This is a genomic window from Sphingobium sp. DEHP117 (genome assembly GCF_030867385.1).
GTDB lineage: Bacteria > Pseudomonadota > Alphaproteobacteria > Sphingomonadales > Sphingomonadaceae > Sphingobium.
This window is the reverse complement of record NZ_JAPFBJ010000003.1, coordinates 333,085-349,586: the sequence shown is the minus strand read 5'-3', so window position 1 is coordinate 349,586 and position 16,502 is coordinate 333,085. Positions and strand designations below refer to the sequence as shown.

The 16,502-nt window shown below is 61.2% G+C and carries 13 protein-coding genes; 9 read left to right on the top strand and 4 right to left on the bottom strand.

Features of this window, described 5'->3' with window-relative positions; translation table 11 throughout:
* The first annotated feature begins 146 nt into the window (after positions 1 to 146).
* The 3 genes from OOT33_RS14200 to OOT33_RS14190 all read left to right on the top strand — a co-directional run bounded on the left by OOT33_RS14200 (position 147) and on the right by OOT33_RS14190 (position 5,379).
* A complete protein-coding gene (locus OOT33_RS14200) occupies positions 147 to 2,687 on the top strand; it encodes a TonB-dependent receptor domain-containing protein (protein WP_307750676.1) in 2,541 nt (846 codons plus the stop codon).
* Positions 2,688 to 2,779: 92 nt separating this feature from the next.
* On the top strand, positions 2,780 to 3,748 hold the full coding sequence (locus tag OOT33_RS14195) for an alpha/beta hydrolase fold domain-containing protein (RefSeq protein WP_307750675.1): 969 nt from the start codon (positions 2,780 to 2,782) through the stop codon (positions 3,746 to 3,748).
* A gap of 14 nt (positions 3,749 to 3,762) precedes the next feature.
* On the top strand, positions 3,763 to 5,379 hold the full coding sequence (locus tag OOT33_RS14190; protein ID WP_307750674.1) for an NAD(P)-binding domain-containing protein: 1,617 nt from the start codon (positions 3,763 to 3,765) through the stop codon (positions 5,377 to 5,379).
* Between the two features lie 122 nt (positions 5,380 to 5,501).
* Here the strand turns inward: OOT33_RS14190 and OOT33_RS14185 are convergent, their stop codons facing one another.
* The 4 genes from OOT33_RS14185 to OOT33_RS14170 all read right to left on the bottom strand — a co-directional run bounded on the left by OOT33_RS14185 (position 5,502) and on the right by OOT33_RS14170 (position 9,691).
* Positions 5,502 to 6,962 (bottom strand): aldehyde dehydrogenase family protein, encoded by a 1,461-nt coding sequence (locus OOT33_RS14185; RefSeq protein ID WP_307750673.1) that lies wholly within the window; start codon positions 6,960 to 6,962, stop codon positions 5,502 to 5,504.
* Positions 6,959 to 7,516: a nuclear transport factor 2 family protein gene (locus tag OOT33_RS14180; RefSeq protein ID WP_307750672.1), complete on the bottom strand. Its 558-nt coding sequence runs from the start codon at positions 7,514 to 7,516 to the stop codon at positions 6,959 to 6,961. Before OOT33_RS14180 ends, OOT33_RS14185 begins: the two co-directional genes overlap by 4 nt.
* Positions 7,517 to 7,527: 11 nt before the next feature.
* Complete coding sequence (locus tag OOT33_RS14175; RefSeq protein ID WP_307750671.1) at positions 7,528 to 9,168, bottom strand: GMC family oxidoreductase N-terminal domain-containing protein; 1,641 nt, start codon at positions 9,166 to 9,168, stop codon at positions 7,528 to 7,530.
* A gap of 64 nt (positions 9,169 to 9,232) precedes the next feature.
* Positions 9,233 to 9,691 (bottom strand): MaoC/PaaZ C-terminal domain-containing protein, encoded by a 459-nt coding sequence (locus OOT33_RS14170; protein WP_307750670.1) that lies wholly within the window; start codon positions 9,689 to 9,691, stop codon positions 9,233 to 9,235.
* 138 nt (positions 9,692 to 9,829) lie between these two features.
* Between OOT33_RS14170 and OOT33_RS14165 the strand changes: the two genes are divergently transcribed.
* From OOT33_RS14165 to OOT33_RS14140, 6 genes are all read left to right on the top strand, one after another.
* Entirely contained in the window at positions 9,830 to 10,546 is a 717-nt protein-coding gene (locus OOT33_RS14165) for an FCD domain-containing protein (protein ID WP_307750669.1), read from the top strand.
* A 303-nt stretch (positions 10,547 to 10,849) separates the two neighbouring features.
* Complete coding sequence (gene cofH / locus OOT33_RS14160; RefSeq protein ID WP_373690581.1) at positions 10,850 to 13,198, top strand: 5-amino-6-(D-ribitylamino)uracil--L-tyrosine 4-hydroxyphenyl transferase CofH; 2,349 nt, start codon at positions 10,850 to 10,852, stop codon at positions 13,196 to 13,198.
* A complete protein-coding gene (npdG, locus tag OOT33_RS14155; protein ID WP_307750667.1) occupies positions 13,195 to 13,872 on the top strand; it encodes an NADPH-dependent F420 reductase in 678 nt (225 codons plus the stop codon). Before cofH ends, npdG begins: the two co-directional genes overlap by 4 nt.
* Positions 13,869 to 14,342: a MaoC family dehydratase gene (locus OOT33_RS14150; RefSeq protein ID WP_307750666.1), complete on the top strand. Its 474-nt coding sequence runs from the start codon at positions 13,869 to 13,871 to the stop codon at positions 14,340 to 14,342. Before npdG ends, OOT33_RS14150 begins: the two co-directional genes overlap by 4 nt.
* Complete coding sequence (locus OOT33_RS14145) at positions 14,329 to 15,735, top strand: MFS transporter (RefSeq protein WP_307750665.1); 1,407 nt, start codon at positions 14,329 to 14,331, stop codon at positions 15,733 to 15,735. Before OOT33_RS14150 ends, OOT33_RS14145 begins: the two co-directional genes overlap by 14 nt.
* A complete protein-coding gene (locus OOT33_RS14140) occupies positions 15,732 to 16,481 on the top strand; it encodes a glucose 1-dehydrogenase (protein ID WP_307750664.1) in 750 nt (249 codons plus the stop codon). Before OOT33_RS14145 ends, OOT33_RS14140 begins: the two co-directional genes overlap by 4 nt.
* Positions 16,482 to 16,502: the final 21 nt, after the last annotated feature.

The following is a 16,502-nucleotide window of genomic DNA, read 5'->3' as shown; positions in this document are numbered from 1 at the left end:
CTCTCCTGTCATAGTCACCGGCGTACAGACACATTCGGCAAAGACGTGTCAGCTAGCTCCAATTTAGCTGTTGATTAATATAATGATCATAGATATGAAGGCAACTGTCGTTGTGATCAAACACAGAAAAATCAGGAGAGATGAAGATGACAGGGGCTGAATTCCAAGATTCGTTGATCAATGAACGTGTGTCCGCTGCCGAAAAGGGCGCGCGCTTCACGAAATTTCGGGCCAGTGCCCTCTGCGGTGCCGCCCTTGCGATGTTTCTTCCGGTTGCGGCCATGGGGCAGAGCGCCGTTGAGGCTGATACGAATCCGGCTGCGCGCACCGGAGGTCTGGAGGAAATCATTGTTACAGCGCGCAAGAAAGAAGAAAGCATCCAGAACATTCCGATCGCTGCAGAAGTCTTGTCGGCAGAGCAGGTCGCGAATTACAAGGTCGACTCGATCGAAGCAGTTTCTACGCTGGCCCCGCAGCTGATCGTCGGCCGAGCCGGGGCGGGCAATGGTGCAAGCATCGGCCTGCGCGGTGTCAGTGTTCCAAATACCTCCGTCAGCCTTGAACAGTCGGTCGCTACGATCGTCGACGGGGTTTATATCTCGGGTGGCCACGCGATCAACGAAGGCCTGTTCGACATTGCCCGGATCGAGGTTCTGAAGGGCCCGCAGGCGTTGTTCTACGGTAAGAACACGACCGCCGGTGCCATCTCCATCACTACGGCAGACCCGGCCCGAACCACCGAAGGCATGATCCGGGCCGGCTACGAATTCAATGGCAGTGCGCCCTCTATCGAGGGTAACCTCTCACTGCCGCTCAGCGATACGCTGGCGGTGCGCTTCGCTGGCTTTTACAGCAAGCAGTTCGGTTCGCTGTTCCGCAATCAGTCCGTCGATCATATCGACAGCACGTTCGATATTGCGACAGGCCAGACGACGCAGCGGCTGGTGCCCGCCGAAGACGGTGACTCGCCGGGCGAGCGCAACATCATGGCGCGCACCACCTTGCTGTTCGAGCCCAGCAGCGATCTCACCGCGCGCGTCAAATTCACCTTCACAGATTTCCACAACCTGTCGCCCGCAGCCAATCTGGTGACTTATTTCTGCCCTGTCGGCGGTGTGGCGCAAAACGATCCGACCCTGTCGTGCGGGAAGAAGTTCAAGATCTCCCAGAGTCCGATGGCCGCTGCCGAGGCAAGGACGAACCCTCTGTTCGGTCGTCACGGAGGTTCGACCTATCAGGACTACAAGTCCTACAACGTCAGCGGCGATCTGGAGTGGAAGGGGGATGCCGTGACGCTGAGCATCGTTCCCGCCTACGTTCGCTGGGACAACTGGTTCATGGGCGACTTCGATTATACATCGAACTTCCTGTCGCCCGGCGGCAAGGGCAACCATAGCGCCGAACACACCACACTCAGCGCCTTTTCGACCGAAGCGCGCCTGCAGTCCGACTTTGACGGTCCGCTCAATTTCATGATCGGCGGCTATTTCCAGGACCAAAAACTCGACTTCTATCAGGAAGTTCTGTTTCCTGGCGGCCCATCGGACAGTTCGGTCCTCGATCCGACAGCAGAATTCGTGACGGTTCGCAAGGAAAGTTTCTCGAACGGCAAAACCTACGCCGGCTTTGCTCAGCTGCAGTTCGACGTGACCGACCAGCTGAATATCACAGGTGGCGCGCGCTATACGCATGAGAAGAAGGAATCCGAGTTCGCTCAGAGCTACGTCAACGCGGCGTACCAGGCTGTTTTCCTGCCGACGTCGATCGGCGCGAAGCAGTCGTTCAACAACTTCTCTCCTGAAGTGACGTTGACATACCGGCCCAGTACCAACGTGACCGCCTACGCCAGCTTTCGTACGGCCTACAAATCGGGCGGCTTCGACATCTCGGGCTTGATCACGCCGGGCACCACGCCCCAGGGTGCGTCCTACAGGCCTGAAAAGGTCAAGGGTTTCGAAGGTGGCGTGAAATCCATCCTAATGGATAACCAGCTGCGCCTGAACGCCGACGTGTTCTGGTATACCTACAACGACCAGCAGATCAATTTCCTGGACGCAGCGTCGCTCCGCTACTTCACGCTCAACGCAGCCCGTCTGCGGACGCGCGGTGCGGAACTTCTGTTCGAATACGCGCCCCGGTCCGCCAGCGGCCTGACCGTGAACGGGTCAATCGCCTACACCGATGCGAAATACACGAAGTTCCCATTTGCACCGTGCTTCACCGGCCAGTCGATCGCCGAGGGCTGCACCGTCGGGCAGACCGATACGATCGTGCGTCCTTACCAGAATCTGGCGGGCCAGCGCCCGGCCCAGGCACCGGAATGGACCGCGAACCTGCAGGTGAATAAGGAGTTCGAGGTTGGCAACGATCTTCTGCTCACGCTCTCAGCCAACGGTCGCTACAGCTCCAGCTACTTTGGCAACGGGTTCGTTTCGCTTTCGGGGAACGAATATAAGCAGAGCGCATTTGCCACGATCGACGCCGGTGTCCGCTTCGGCCCAGCCGACAAAAGCTGGCAGATCGGTTTGCTCGGAAAGAACCTCACCAACAAGTTTGTGTTCACCGATGCGCAGGCCGTTCCTTTCAACGGCGGTGGAGAGGGAACGCTCGCGGCCGCCCCGGCTGACGTCTACGGCGCAGTCAACGATCCCCGCACGGTTGAAGCGCAGGTTACCTTCCGCTTCTAAAGGTTGCGCATAAGGAATAGCCCCGTCACCCGGCTTCGGGCCGAACCTCCCATGGTGACGGGGCACCTGCCGATCGAGGGAGAAGCGATGTCATGAATGTCGAGAACCAGCCACGTGGACTTCATCCGGTCGCCAGCGCGTTCAGGGCCATACTGCTCGATTCGGACATGGCATTTGAAAACATGTCGATCGGCGAGGCCAGGCAAGCGGCCAAGGCCTTTGCAGATGCCTTTCCCGCACCGCGCGAGGAAGTCGGCAAGGTAATCGATGAAACAATCGATACAGGCGAAGCATCGCTCGCGCTGCGCTGGTACCATCCGGCAACGCCGGACCCGGAGGTAGACGGAGCGGTTATCCTGCACCTGCATGGCGGTGGCTGGGTGATGTGCGATCTCGAAAGTCACGATGCGATCTGCCGCGCGCTGGCCAATGCCAGCGGGGCGACGGTGCTGGCTGCGACTTATCGGCTCGCGCCCGAATATCCGTTTCCCGCAGCGCATAACGATGCCGCCGCTGTTCTCGATTGGCTTGCGAGCCAAGCAGACGCCCGCAGGATTGATCCAAACCGGATCGCAGTGGCGGGCGATAGTGCCGGGGCCAATTTGGCGGCTTCCTTGGCGCTTGCGGGTGCGGTCAGGGCTGGGCCGGCGATTGCCTGTCAGGCCCTGTTCTACCCGGTTACCGACCTGTCGGGAGAGAGCCCATCCTATGCGCGCTGCGAAAGCGGGCTGCAACTCACGGCGCCGGCGATGCGCTGGATGCGGAACTTGTACGTAGCTGGCGAAGCCGACCGCGCGGACCCGCGCGTGTCGCTGCTGCACGCAGAAGGAATGTCCGGAATGCCGCCGACCTTCATCCTGACTTTGGAGCACGATCCGCTGGCCGACGAAGGCAAGACATTGGCGGAGCGGCTTTCGCAGGAAGCCGGGGCGGTGACTCATGTGCACATGTCCGGACACATGCACGGTTTTCTTAATTATGGCCCCGCCTGGGCGGAAGGGCGCGCAGTCATCGCGATGGCTGCCGCGTTTCTCAAGGCATGGTTGCATAAGAACGACTAAGGAGTACCAACAGGATGGCGCGGCAAGAAAAGTTCGATGCGGTGGTAGTGGGTGCGGGCTTTTCAGGCCTCTACATGCTGCATCTGCTTCGCCAACAGGGCCTTAAGGTCGTCCTGCTCGAAACGGCGCCCGAGGTGGGCGGTACCTGGTATTGGAACCGCTATCCGGGTCTGCGCTGCGATATCGAAAGCATGCAGTATTGCTACACCTTCGATAAGGGACTGGACGAGAAGTGGCGGTGGAGCGAGCGTTTCCCCCGTCAGCCCGAGATTCTCGAATATCTCAAGTTCGCGGCCGATCATCTCGACCTGCGCCGAGATATCCGATTCGAAACCCGCCTTTCAGCCGCGACCTGGATTGAAGACGAAGGCGTCTGGCGGCTCGAATCCGAAAACGGTGACACGATCGAATGCCGCTATTGTGCGATGGCGACCGGGCTTCTGGCCGAACCGGTCCTACCCGATATTCCAGGGGTGGGGGATTTCGAGGGTCAGTCAATCCATTCGGCGCGCTGGCCCGAGGGACTGAACGACTTCACCGGCAAGCGCGTCGGCCTTGTCGGGACGGGATCTTCCGGCGTCCAGCTTGTGCCCGAGCTGGCCAAGACAGCGAAGTCGTTGCACGTACTCATCCGCACGCCACCATTCGCGCAGGAATCGCACAATCGCTCCCTTGAAGAAGAGGAAATCGCATCGGTCCGCGCCGAGATCGATGTGCTGCGCGAGCGTGCCCGTCACAATGCGACCGGGGTGTGGTTTCGCCGGTTCAGCGACGCCTATCCCTACAGATCTGTCCCTCTAGAAGAGCGCCAGGCCGAATTGAGCCGTTGCTGGGGCGAAGGTGGGAACTCGGTTCTCAATCGGTTCAACGACGTATTGATAGATCCTGATGCGAACGCGGAAATCGCCCAGTTCATGCGCGACCGCATTGCCGAAATTGTCGACGATCCCGAAACTGCCCGCCTGCTGAGTCCGCACGGGGTGTTCGCGGCCAAGCGCTTGCCGATCGGTACCGGGTATCATGCGGCGTTCAATCGCGACAACGTGCATGTCGTCGCGTTGAAGGAAGAGCCGATCGAGACGATCCATGCGGGCGGTGTACGCACGACCAAGGCGGATTATCCGTTCGACGTGCTGGTCTATGCCACCGGTTACGATGCCGGCACAGGTGCGCTGTCGAAAATTAAGATCAGCGGCCGAAATGGCGCGGACATAAACCAACGCTGGGCTGATGACGGTCCAGGCGCCTTCATGGGCATTATCGCCGCAGATTTCCCGAACTTCTTCATCCTCACCGGGCCGGGAAGCCCCGGCGTTCTATCCAACGTCGTCGTGATGATCGAGATGCACTGCGAGTGGACCGCCGAATGCATCGACTGGATGGAAAGGAACAACGTCCGCACCATCGACGCCCGGCAGGAAGACCAGGACGCGTGGATGGATGACATCCACAGCATGGCCGAGGGGACGCTCGTGATGAAAGAGGACAACTGGTATACGGGGTCCAACATTGCCGGGAAGAAGCGGGGCATGATGTTTTACATGGCTGGCCTCGGCACATATCGTAAGGCAATCTACGACGAGGCGGCGAAAGGTTACTCGGACTTCGTGCTCGAACGCGGCGAGAGCTGATCGGGCCGGAAACCGCCATCCTCATCAAACAGGAAGAGCCGCGCCGATCCATTTTGAACGGCGCGGCCTTTTGTGCATTTGGTATACTGGAGGGAGCGGAACAGTTCAGGCGAGCTTGCGCTTTAGGGTATTCGCCATTGCACGTGCTGCGGCTCCAGATATTCCATTAGCCCGAAATCGCCGTATTCGCGGCCAATACCGCTCTGCCCAAGGCCGCCCATCGGCGCATCCATTCGGATCGTGCCGCCGCCGTTGACGTAGACGGTGCCGACGCGCAGATCCCGGGCGACTGCCATCGCCTGCTCGTGCGGGCCGAACACAAAGCCAGACAGACCCAGTTCACTCTCGTTGGCCATGGCCACCGCTTCGTCGGGCGTGTCGTAGGGGATGACCATCGCGACCGGCGCGAAGAGTTCCTCGCGCGCAAGTTCGGAATGGTTGTCCGCGCCGATCAGCAGCGTCGGGTTCACATAGTGCCCTGTGGCATGATCGGGGGCGCCGCCGCCAGCGGCGATTTGGGCGCCATCAGCTACGGCGCGTTCGATACAGGCCAGCACGCGCTTCTTGTGCGCTTGGGTGATCAGGGGACCGACCAACGTGCCTGGGCTGGCCGGATCGCCGGTTTGCACGCGTGCGAAATACGCTTGCGTCGCGGCGACAAAATCGTCGACTCGCGACCTGTGCACGAAGATGCGCGTGGGCGAGGCGCAGCCTTGTCCGGCATTGCGCAGATAGCGGATGTGGCAAGCCTCGATCTCGTCCTCAAACCGGAATTCGGGCAGGAGGATCATGGCATTCTTGCCGCCCAGTTCCAGCGTTACGCCCTTGATGCCCGCCGCTGCCTGACGCATCACCAGCTTGCCGATGTTGACCGATCCGGTGAAACTGACCTTGTCGACCTGCGGATGTTCAGTCAGCGCCCTAGCTGCCGCGGCATCGCCGGTTAGGATGTTAACCGCCCCGGCGGGAGTGCCCGCCTCATCAAGGATTTCGCCCAGCAGTAGCGTTGCAAGAGGGGTCAGCGGAGACGTAAAGGCGACGACCGTGCAGCCTGCGGCAAGCGCCGGGGCTACCTTCAGCGCGAAAAGAAGCAGCGGATAGTTGTAGGCCGTGATCGCAGCGATGACCCCGGCGGGCAGGAATCGGACCAAGCTCTCGCTGGGGGCGAGCGCATTGTTGTCTGGGCCGAGTGAGATCGTACGATCCTTGCGGGCGCGTGCCGCATAGTCGCGAAACAGGGCGATGGGAGCGCCGACCTGAAGCGGATCGACGAGATCGACGGGCGTGCCAACCTCTGCCACCAGCAGGGCGCCGAGTCGTTTGCGATGTGCCTCGATCCGGTCGGCAATATGGTCGAGCAGGTTAGCCCGCAAGTCGGCATCTGCCCACGACCGGTCGGCGAATGCCTTGCGCGCTGCGGCCACCGCAGCGTCGACCTGTTCCGCAGTCGCTCCGTTCAGGCTGGCGATGACTTCTTCTGTCGCCGGGTTCTCAACTTCGAAGCGCTCACCCCCGCCGGTAACGTAGCGACCGTCGATGAAGAGCTCGGTCCTGCCAGTATCCATCATGTCGCCATCCGTCATGCGGAGGCCGGCTCCCGAGCCGCACGGAACGCGATGTAGCTTTCCTGCTGGTCGGGTACGTCGGCCCTCTGCCAGTTGCCGTTACGGAACACCCGCTCGCTTGATGAGAGAGCCTCGCTGAGCCGCGCAATGGGCAGGAAGTACATAAATTCGATGAACCGGCGCGCGAACTTCCATTCGTCCGCGACGCGGCGATACGTGTCGGTATAGCGAAGCGCGGTGATCCACGTCTGGTCATCGATCGCCATCTCGCAGTGCCCCTGTACGATGCCGGTGGCCAGATTGTGATCGTTTTCATCCACGTTGATCATTCGATCGTGCGACCAGTGATAGGTCGCGCCCATTTTGGTGAGCGTGGTGTTGAAATGCTTGAACAGGCCTACGCTACCTTCGATCGTCGGGACACCGTTCATCTCGATTGTCGCATCTTCCGTGAACAGCGATGCCAGCTCGTCGAGCTTGCGATCATCGCACGCCATGCAATAGCGGGTAATGAGGTTTTCGATTTCGTGGCGCGCCGAAAGGCGCACCCAGGTCGCTTCATCCAGTTTCATTGGGCTATCTCCTATGGGGCCGCCCCGTGGGGGCCAGTAGTGTTGCGCTCCAGAATTAGGTCGGAGCCTTTTTCCGCAATCATCATGGTTGTCGCGGCGGTGTTGGCGGAAACTATGGTGGGCATGATGGAGGAATCGATCACCCGGAGGGCCTCTAGGCCGTGAACGCGCAGCTCCGGGTCGACGACCGCCATCGTGTCACCCTTGGGCCCCATCTTGCAGGTGCCGACGAGATGGTAGCTGGTCGCGCCTTTTTCGCGGGCGAACTGCAGCAGCTCCTCATCAGTTTCGCAACCGCGGCCGGGGAATATCTCGTCATCGATCAACGAGGCAAGCGGATCGGTCGCATAGATATTGCGCGCAGCCCGCAGCGCCGCAAGCACGACCTGCTGGTCGCGCTGCGCGCTGAGCCAGCGGGGGTTGACGCGCGGGACGCTGTCGAAGCTGGGCCCGGTGATGCGAACATAGCCAGTGCTTTCGGGTCGCTGCTGCCACACGCCGCAGGTCATCCCTGGAAAGTCGTCGAGGACGCCGACCAAGCCAGCCTTGAAGCTCGCGGGTGCGAACATCATCGCATAGTCCGGGTGGGACATGGCTGGATCGCTCTTGCCGAACAGATGGATGCGCGCCGGGCTTGTGGCCAGCACGCTTGGCCTACCCAACAACCACAGCGCCAGTTGTTTCAACAGCGGAACGCCGGTGACATGCAGGTTGATCGAGTTCACGCCCTTTTTCGCGCGCGCGACAATGCGCGGGCTGTAGTGGTCGCGGAAATTTTCACCGACACCGGGCAGCTCATGAGATACCGGGACACCCGCCTCCTGCAGCACTTTGCCGGGACCGATCCCGCTCGATTGCAGTAGACGCGGCGAGTTGACCGCACCGGCACACAGGATCACCTCGCGGCCGGCCTGGACGGCATATTCCGTTTCGCCCCGGCGATAGCGGACGCCGGTAGCGCGCCCGTTCTCGACTACGATGCGGTTGACGGTGGCGCCCGTCATGATCTTCACGTCGAACTGGCGGCTCGCAGGGTGCAGAAACGCGGTAGCGGTGCTGACGCGTCGTCCATTGCGAATCGCGCTCTGATACTGACCGACACCTTCCTGTGTTGCGCCATTGTAGTCGTCGTTGCGCAGGTGTCCGGCGTTGACGGCGGATTCGATGAACGCGGTTTCCAGCTCATTGGGCCAGGGTGCGTTGGTTACCGTCAGCCTTCCGCCAGAGCCGCGATATTGCGGGTCTGGCGCAACAGTGGGCGCGATTCGGTGCTCGGTCTTGCGGAAATACGGAAGGACTTCGTCGAAGCTCCACCCGCGGTTGCCCATCTGGGCCCAGCTGTCGAAATCCTGCGGTTGGCCACGGTTGTAGATCATCCCGTTGATAGAACTCGACCCACCCAGCGTTCTGCCCTGCGAATAGGGTGCCGAACGATTGCCGGTGGCCGGGTCCGGATCGGTCTTGAACTGCCAGGTCAAGGTGGGATGAAATAGTGTCTTGCTGAACCCAGCGGGAATGTGGATGTAAGGGTGGCGGTCGGACGGCCCGGCCTCCAGCACGCAGACGCTGTGCCCGGCCTCGCCCAAGCGGTAGGCGACGATCCCGGCGGCGGTGCCGCCGCCCACAATTACATAGTCAAATCTCTCGGCCATAACATCGCCTCTGAATTTGCAACTGATAGGCGAACGAGCTGTCCGTCTGACGGGCCCGAAACTCTCAGACCACTTCGGCCCGCCTTAGCATCATGCCATTGCGCACTGCGGTCATGATCACCTCGTTGCGCTGATTATATCCGACGTGGCGGAACGTCACGATGCCTGCTTCGGGGCGCGACTTGCTTTCTCGGCTGGCGACGATCTCGGTTTCGCCATGCAGGGTATCGCCGATCAGCACCGGACGGGGGAAGCGTACCTCCTCAAACCCGAGGTTGCCCAGGGTCGTGCCCGATACAATGTCGTGCGTCTGCAGCGCGAGGATGAAGTTCATCGTCCACATCGAATTGACGATGCGTTCCCCATAGATCGTGTTCTTGCAGAATTCCATATCGAGGTGGAGCGGTTGCATGTTGCAGCCCAGCGCCGTGAACAGGAGATTGTCCGTTTCGGTGACCGTGCGGGTGATGTCGTGTTTGAACACCATTCCGGGCTGCAGGTCTTCGAAGTATTTGCCAGCCATCCGGCATCATCCTCTGTATATATTACTATCATGAGCATAGATGAGCGTCTCGCTTTGTCGAGTCAAGTGTGATAATCATATGCTCGGGGCGTGTTGACGCCCGTGTGGCACGGATCGCTGAGAGGACAATGGAAGTAAGTGCGTAAACTGAAACGTGGGGCAAAGATTGCGGAGGATGTCGCGCGAGATATCCTTTCGCAGATCTGTGAACAGGGGCTCGAAGTCGGTACGCAGTTGCCGAGCGAAGCTGCAATGCTTGCCGAATATGGCGTTGGCCGCGGATCGCTTCGTGAGGCGCTGCGGTTGCTGGAAAGCCACGGTATCATTCGCATCAAGGCGGGGCCGCGCGGCGGACCTGTGATCGTCGGCGCGACGACGCAGGATTTCGGTCGCATGGCGACCCTTTTCTTCCAGGCTGGCGGCATGACTTTCCGCGAAGTGATCGAGGCGCGGCTGCTGTTGGAACCGATGATGGCACGCCTGGCCGCGAACAGGCGAGACCCGAAACTGATCGACGAACTGATGCAGGTGCAGACGCTGACTGACAGCGATGCATCTTATCTGAAGAGCAGTTCGAACTTTCATTACCAGGTCGGATCGATGTCGGGCAATCGCATCCTGAACCTGATCAGCCATGCGTTGGAGGACATTTTCCACGCCCGCGTTGTTGGCCTTCTTTTCCCGCCCGAACGGCGCGACGAGGTAGTCAAGGCGCACGATGCGATAGCGGAAGCGATTGCCGCAGGCGACGGCGACCTTGCCGAAAAGTTGATGCACGGACACATGGTGGAATACGCCCGTTATGTCGAGGAACGTCACCCTGCGTTGATCGACGAAGTGGTGGAGTGGCATTAGAGGGCGCTGCGTTAATCTGACGCGAGACGCGCTCTCGATCTTATTTTGGTGTCGCGTTGTTTTTGCCAAAAAACTAGTTCCCACTTTTTTGGCACGATGCTCGAGGCACGTGCTTCACGTGCCGCTGACCTGACCGGTTTCCCAATATGTACCGACACCACCGGCACACGTCTGCCGGAACGAGTGCTTGCGACCTTTCAAATTAGATGATAACTATACGCATATTAAGGAATCGATCTGCATTGGCAGAACGGCCCGGTGATAAAAAGCAATGCGGAGAGTTGTTCTGTGAAAGATGGGGCTGTGAGCCTGGAACCGGTTCCAAATTGGGCGACCAGAAGCACACCAGCCACCATCGGCAGGCGCTCGCTCGTTACGTATTCTCCTAAGGTTTTCATCCCTTTAACCAGGCTGTGTCGCGACGTCTGCTCGTACTGCACATTCGCGCATCCGCCTCGCAAGGGCGAGCGTTGCTTCATGCATCTTGAGGAGGTGCGCGCGGTCGCGCGCGCGGGTGCGCTTGCGGGGTGCAAAGAGGCATTGTTTACGTTGGGAGACCGGCCCGAGAAGCGCTATCGGCTCGCCCGCGAGGAGCTAAAGTCGCTGGGATGTGAAACAACAGTTGATTACCTTGACAAGGCTTGCCGCGTCGTTTTGGAAGAGACCGGGCTGCTTCCCCATATCAACGCCGGTGTGCTGACCTACGATGAAATGGCCCGATTGCGCGCAGTTTCTGCGTCTCAGGGTTTGATGCTGGAATCGCTATCGATGCGTCTGTGCGCAAAGGGCGGTCCGCACTACGGCTCGCCTGATAAGAATCCTGAAGTGCGGCTGCGCTGCCTTGAGGATGCGGGGCGGCTGGCGATCCCGTTCACCACCGGAATCCTGATCGGCATTGGCGAAACGCGCCACGAACGCTTGGAGGCACTTGTCGCGATCAACGAAAGTCATCGCCGGTACGGGCATGTGCAGGAAGTCATCATCCAGAACTTCCGCGCCAAGCCCGGAACGCGGATGGCCGATGCGCCTGAGCCGGATGCGGAAGACCTGCTGTGGACAGTGGCCGAGGCACGTCGCATCCTTGACGACGATGTGGCGATCCAAGTGCCGCCCAATCTCAATCCCGATGTCCTTGTCGAGCTCATCGGTCAGGGTGTGACCGACTGGGGCGGCGTGTCGCCCGTTACCCCCGACCACGTCAATCCTGAGGCACCCTGGCCCGAGCGCGAGCGTCTTCGCGAGGTGACCGGCAAAGCGGGACATGTTCTGCTCGAACGGCTAACACTGCACCCCCGCTACGCCCGCGATCCTGAACGCTGGGTCGATCCGGTGATGCAGCCTTTCGTGCTGCGCCTTTCGGATGCCGAGGGCTATGCGCGAAAGGGCGCGTGGACCCCAGGCAAGCCGATCGCCTTCCCTGGCATCGGTGACCGGTACGGCGGTATTGGTGCCGACCTGCGCGAGATCGTCGATCGTGCGTGGGATGGAGAGCGGCTCAACGAAGCCTCTATCACGCGCCTGTTCGGGTCACGGGGCGACGAGTTTGCCTACGTCTGTGCGACCGCCGACGAAATGCGCGCCCGTATAGCGGGCGAGGCGGTGTCGTGGGTGGTGACCCGTAATATCAACTATACCAACATCTGCGCTCACCGCTGTACTTTCTGCGCCTTTTCCAAAGGTCGGGGGCGTACCTCGCTGCGCGGCCCGGCCTATGATCTCGACCGCGAAGAAATTGAGCGCCGCGCAGCCGAGGCTTGGGCGCGCGGGGCAACCGAAGTGTGTATGCAGGGCGGCATCCACCCTGCCTACACTGGCGACACGTATCTCGACATCGTGCGCGCTGTGAAGTCGGCTGCGCCGGAGATGCACGTCCACGCATTCTCGCCGCTTGAAGTTGCGCATGGCGCGCGGAGCATGGGCCTGTCGGTAGCGCATTATCTGGAACGTCTGCAGCAAGCGGGGCTGGGCAGTTTACCGGGTACAGCGGCGGAAATTCTTGACGAGCGGATCCGCCCGCAGCTTTGTCCCGACAAGCTGACGACTGCCGAATGGATCGATGTTATCGAAACCGCCCACCGGGTGGGCCTGCGCACCACATCGACCATCATGTTCGGCCATCTCGATCGGCCAGTCCACTGGGCCAGCCACCTGCTGGCTCTGCGCGATCTGCAGGAACGCACAGGCGGAATCACAGAATTCGTGCCGCTGCCCTTCATCCATGACGAGGCGCCGCTTTATCGCCAGGGACTGGCCCGACGCGGGCCGACCGCGCGGGAGGCGATTCTGATGCACGCGGTGGCGCGGATCGTGTTCGGGGCGCTGATTCCCAACATACAGGTGTCGTGGGTGAAGCTGGGTCCCGACGGCGCGGCACGGGCCTTGCGCGCCGGGGCCAATGACCTGGGGGGGACCTTGATGAACGAGAGCATCTCGGCCGCCGCAGGCGCGGCCCACGGGCAGGAAATGAATCCTGCCGGTATGCAGGCGATAATCGCCTCACTCGGTCGGCCGTCGCGTCAGCGTACGACGCTCTATGGCGATGTCACCAGCGAGAGGGCAAGGGCAGGCACGATTGCCGATCCGCTCGAACCCCTGCGGTTCGGCTTGCAACGAGAATCCAGAAGTATCGACCTGAGAGAGGCATTCGCATGAGCGAGACTATGATTATTGGCGTAATCGGCGGCACTGGGAATGAAGGCGGCGGCCTTGCCATGCGCTGGGCCGCAGCCGGTCACAGCGTCCTCATCGGCAGCCGCGACGCCGCCCGTGCGCGGGAAGTTGCTGCTGAGATGAATGCGGAGTTGGGGAGCGCCAAGGTGTCTGGCGGGGACAATGCCGAAATCGCCAGGCGCGCAGATGTCGTCGTTCTGGCCGTCCCCTACAAGGCGCAGCAGGCGACCGCGATGTCTGTGGCGGCTGAGCTGGACGGCAAGATCCTGATCGACGTAACCGCGCCGTTGGTGCCGCCGAAGGTTGGCACAGTACAGTTGCCCGAAGGTGGTTCTGCCGTGGCCGCGTTGCAAAGGGAGCTTGGCGCCAGCGTGCGTGTCGTCTCCGCATTCCAGAACATTTCGGCTCATCACCTGCGCGATCTGTCGCATGAGATGGACTGCGACGTGCTGGTCTGTTCCGACGATGCCTCTGCGGCGCAAGTGGCGATCGGTTTGGTCGAGGATGCGGGTATGAAGGGCTGGCACGCGGGCCCCCTGGCGAACTCGGTCGCGTCTGAGGCGCTGACGTCGATCATGATCACGTTGAATCGCAAGTACAAGATCGATGGCGCGGGCATCCGCATCACCGGTATCCCTGCCGGAGAAACCAAATGACAGACAAGCGCGAGCGCCAGCTTGGCCAAGGCTTCTACTATCAGGAGATCAGTGTCGGCGACCGTTTTCGCACTCGCCGCCGCCTGATCACCGAGAGCGACCTTGTTGGCTTCATAAACGTGACCGGCATGCTCGAGGAGCTGTTCGTCGATCCCGGGCATGGCGGCATCATCGAAGGGCGACTGGTTCCGGCGGCGCTGACCTATGGCCTGATCGAGGGGCTAATCTTCCAGACCATGATCCAGGGGACTGGTCTGGCGCTGCTCGATGTGACGATGAAGGCGTTGAAGCCCGTCCGTGTCGGCGACGTGGTCAGCGCGGGGATCGAGATCACCCTCGTCAAGCCAACGCGCGACGGAACACGTGCCGTCGTTGCCTCTCGCGTCACGGTGGAGAATGGCGAGGGCGAGGCGGTTTTGACCTATGATGTGACCCGCATGTTACAGGGCCGTCCCGATGACCGGAGCTGAAGCGACGCGGCCTCCCGATGTCCGTGCCGACATTCCGCCTGACCTGACCGGCCCACCAGCGTCGGAGGGCGGCGCGCCCTGGATGGCGCTCCTTGTCCTTACCATGTGCTTTGCGCTGGCCTTTACCGATCGTCAAATCCTGAATCTGGTGGTAGACCATATGAAGCGCGACTATTTGGTTTCGGACAAGCAGATCGGATTCCTGCTCGGCCCCGCTTTTACAATCACCTATGTTTCCGTCGGGCTCTTCGCGGGGTTTTGCGCCGACCGGCTCAACCGCCGCAACCTGCTGGTGGTCGCGGGACTGATATGGAGCCTGGCGACCTTCGCTTCGGCGCTGGCTCCCAACTTCGAAACAATGGTGGCCACCCGCATGCTGGTGGGCGCGTCAGAAGCGTTCCTCTTCCCCTCCGGCATGTCGCTTGTCGCCGACCTGTTCGACCGGCGGCGGTTGCCGTTGGCGACGACGATATTTCTGACCGCGCCCTATATCGGAGGCGGTATTGCGTTGATCCTGGGCGGCATTGTCATCGGCCAGACTGAGGGCATGGCTCCCATCAGCCTGTCGTTTGGTGTGATGCGCGACTGGCAGGTCGCCATCGCGCTGGTCGGCGTGCTGGGCGCAATCCCGATTCTGTCGTTGCTGCTGCTGCGCGAACCGGGACGGGCCGAAAACGCGGTGGCGGGCGAGGACCTGAAGACCTTCGGGTTCTGGGAAGGCACCATCTACATGTTCAAGCGTTGGCGGTTCTTCATCGCTCTGTTTATGGCGGTTTCTTTCAACTCCGTCCTGCTCAATACCGTTCCCGCCTGGGCGCCCACCATGTTCATCCGGCAATACGGCATGGATGCGCAGGGGATCGGGGTGATTTACGGCACCATGATCCTGGTGCTGGGCATCGTGGCGGGGCTGGCATCGCCAGCGGTCAACAGCATTTTTGCACGCAACCATGCGGATGCCCCGATACGCACAACGCTGATTGGCCCTGCGATTCTTCTGGCTGCGGGCCTGGGGCTGGTGCTGGCCGGGTCGCCCACGCTGGCGCTGGTGTGCATCGCCATCATTACCTTCGGCTACGTCTTCCCTCTGCCGATGGCCGGAACCGCCTTGCAATTGGCCTCGCCGCCGCGCCTGCGCGGGATGGCTTCCGCCTATTACTTCGTCATCGTCAGCGTGATCGGTGTGGGCATCGGCCCCACGCTGGTGCCCTTCACGGCAGACAATTTGCTGCGCGATGCCGACAACCTCAACACCGCGATCGCGATTGTCACGATCGTCTGCGCCATCGTTTGCTTCGTCTTTATGCGCGTCGCGCTGGGGGGCTTCCGCATCGAGCGTGGGCTCGCGGGCAAGACGGCCGCGAGCCGAAATGAAACGGGAGTGATCAAGTGAATCTCAAACTGCAAGATAAGGTTGCCATCGTTACCGGGGCGAGCCGAGGCCTAGGCTACGCCGCCGTGCTTGCCTTGCTGGAGGAAGGCACGCGGATCGTCGCGACCGCCCGCTCGACTAAGGATCTGGAGGAGCTGGCCGCCCGCGCGCCCGATCGCATCCTGCCGGTTACCTGCGACATGCGGGACATGGATGCGGTCGCTGCGCTGGTGCCTCAGTGCATTGAGCGTTTCGGGCGCATCGATATCGTGGTGAACAACGCCGGTATCGCACCGGCCGGCGCATTCCTCGACCAGACCGTGGAGGGGCTGGAGGAGCTGATGGCCGTCAACGTCATCGCGCCGGGCGTATTGTCGAAGGAAGCGGGGCGCCACATGATCGAGCAGCGCAGCGGCAAGATTATCAACGTCGCGTCGATCTCCGGCCTGCGCGGCAAGCCGGTGCTCGTCGGCTATTCGGCATCGAAGGGCGCGCTTATCCAGATGAGCAAGGCGCTGGCGGCGGAGTGGGCGCGCTACAACGTGCAGGTCAACGCCATCGCACCCGGTGGCTTTGTGACCGAGGCGCAGGCCGCCGTCGTCAACAACGAGGACGTGTTCAAAAAGCGCGTCCGCAAGATCCCCGCCGGTCGCATGGCTGACCCGACCGAGATCGGACCGATGGTCTGCTACCTTGCCTCGGAACTGTCCGATTTCGTGACCGGCGCGGTGCTGGTCATCGACGGCGGCGAGACTGCCAAGATCTGATCCGTCGCCTATCCCGTTCAA

What these genes read in the sequence shown, in the direction of transcription:
- OOT33_RS14150 (WP_307750666.1), top strand. Translation starts at nt 13,869, where the DNA reads ATGACAGACAAGCGCGAGCGCCAGCTTGGCCAAGGCTTCTACTATCAG.
- OOT33_RS14145 (WP_307750665.1), top strand. Translation starts at nt 14,329, where the DNA reads ATGACCGGAGCTGAAGCGACGCGGCCTCCCGATGTCCGTGCCGACATT.
- OOT33_RS14200 (WP_307750676.1), top strand. Translation starts at nt 147, where the DNA reads ATGACAGGGGCTGAATTCCAAGATTCGTTGATCAATGAACGTGTGTCC.
- OOT33_RS14180 (WP_307750672.1), bottom strand. Translation starts at nt 7,516, where the DNA reads ATGAAACTGGATGAAGCGACCTGGGTGCGCCTTTCGGCGCGCCACGAA.
- OOT33_RS14195 (WP_307750675.1), top strand. Translation starts at nt 2,780, where the DNA reads ATGAATGTCGAGAACCAGCCACGTGGACTTCATCCGGTCGCCAGCGCG.
- OOT33_RS14170 (WP_307750670.1), bottom strand. Translation starts at nt 9,691, where the DNA reads ATGGCTGGCAAATACTTCGAAGACCTGCAGCCCGGAATGGTGTTCAAA.
- npdG (WP_307750667.1), top strand. Translation starts at nt 13,195, where the DNA reads ATGAGCGAGACTATGATTATTGGCGTAATCGGCGGCACTGGGAATGAA.
- OOT33_RS14190 (WP_307750674.1), top strand. Translation starts at nt 3,763, where the DNA reads ATGGCGCGGCAAGAAAAGTTCGATGCGGTGGTAGTGGGTGCGGGCTTT.
- OOT33_RS14185 (WP_307750673.1), bottom strand. Translation starts at nt 6,962, where the DNA reads ATGACGGATGGCGACATGATGGATACTGGCAGGACCGAGCTCTTCATC.
- OOT33_RS14175 (WP_307750671.1), bottom strand. Translation starts at nt 9,168, where the DNA reads ATGGCCGAGAGATTTGACTATGTAATTGTGGGCGGCGGCACCGCCGCC.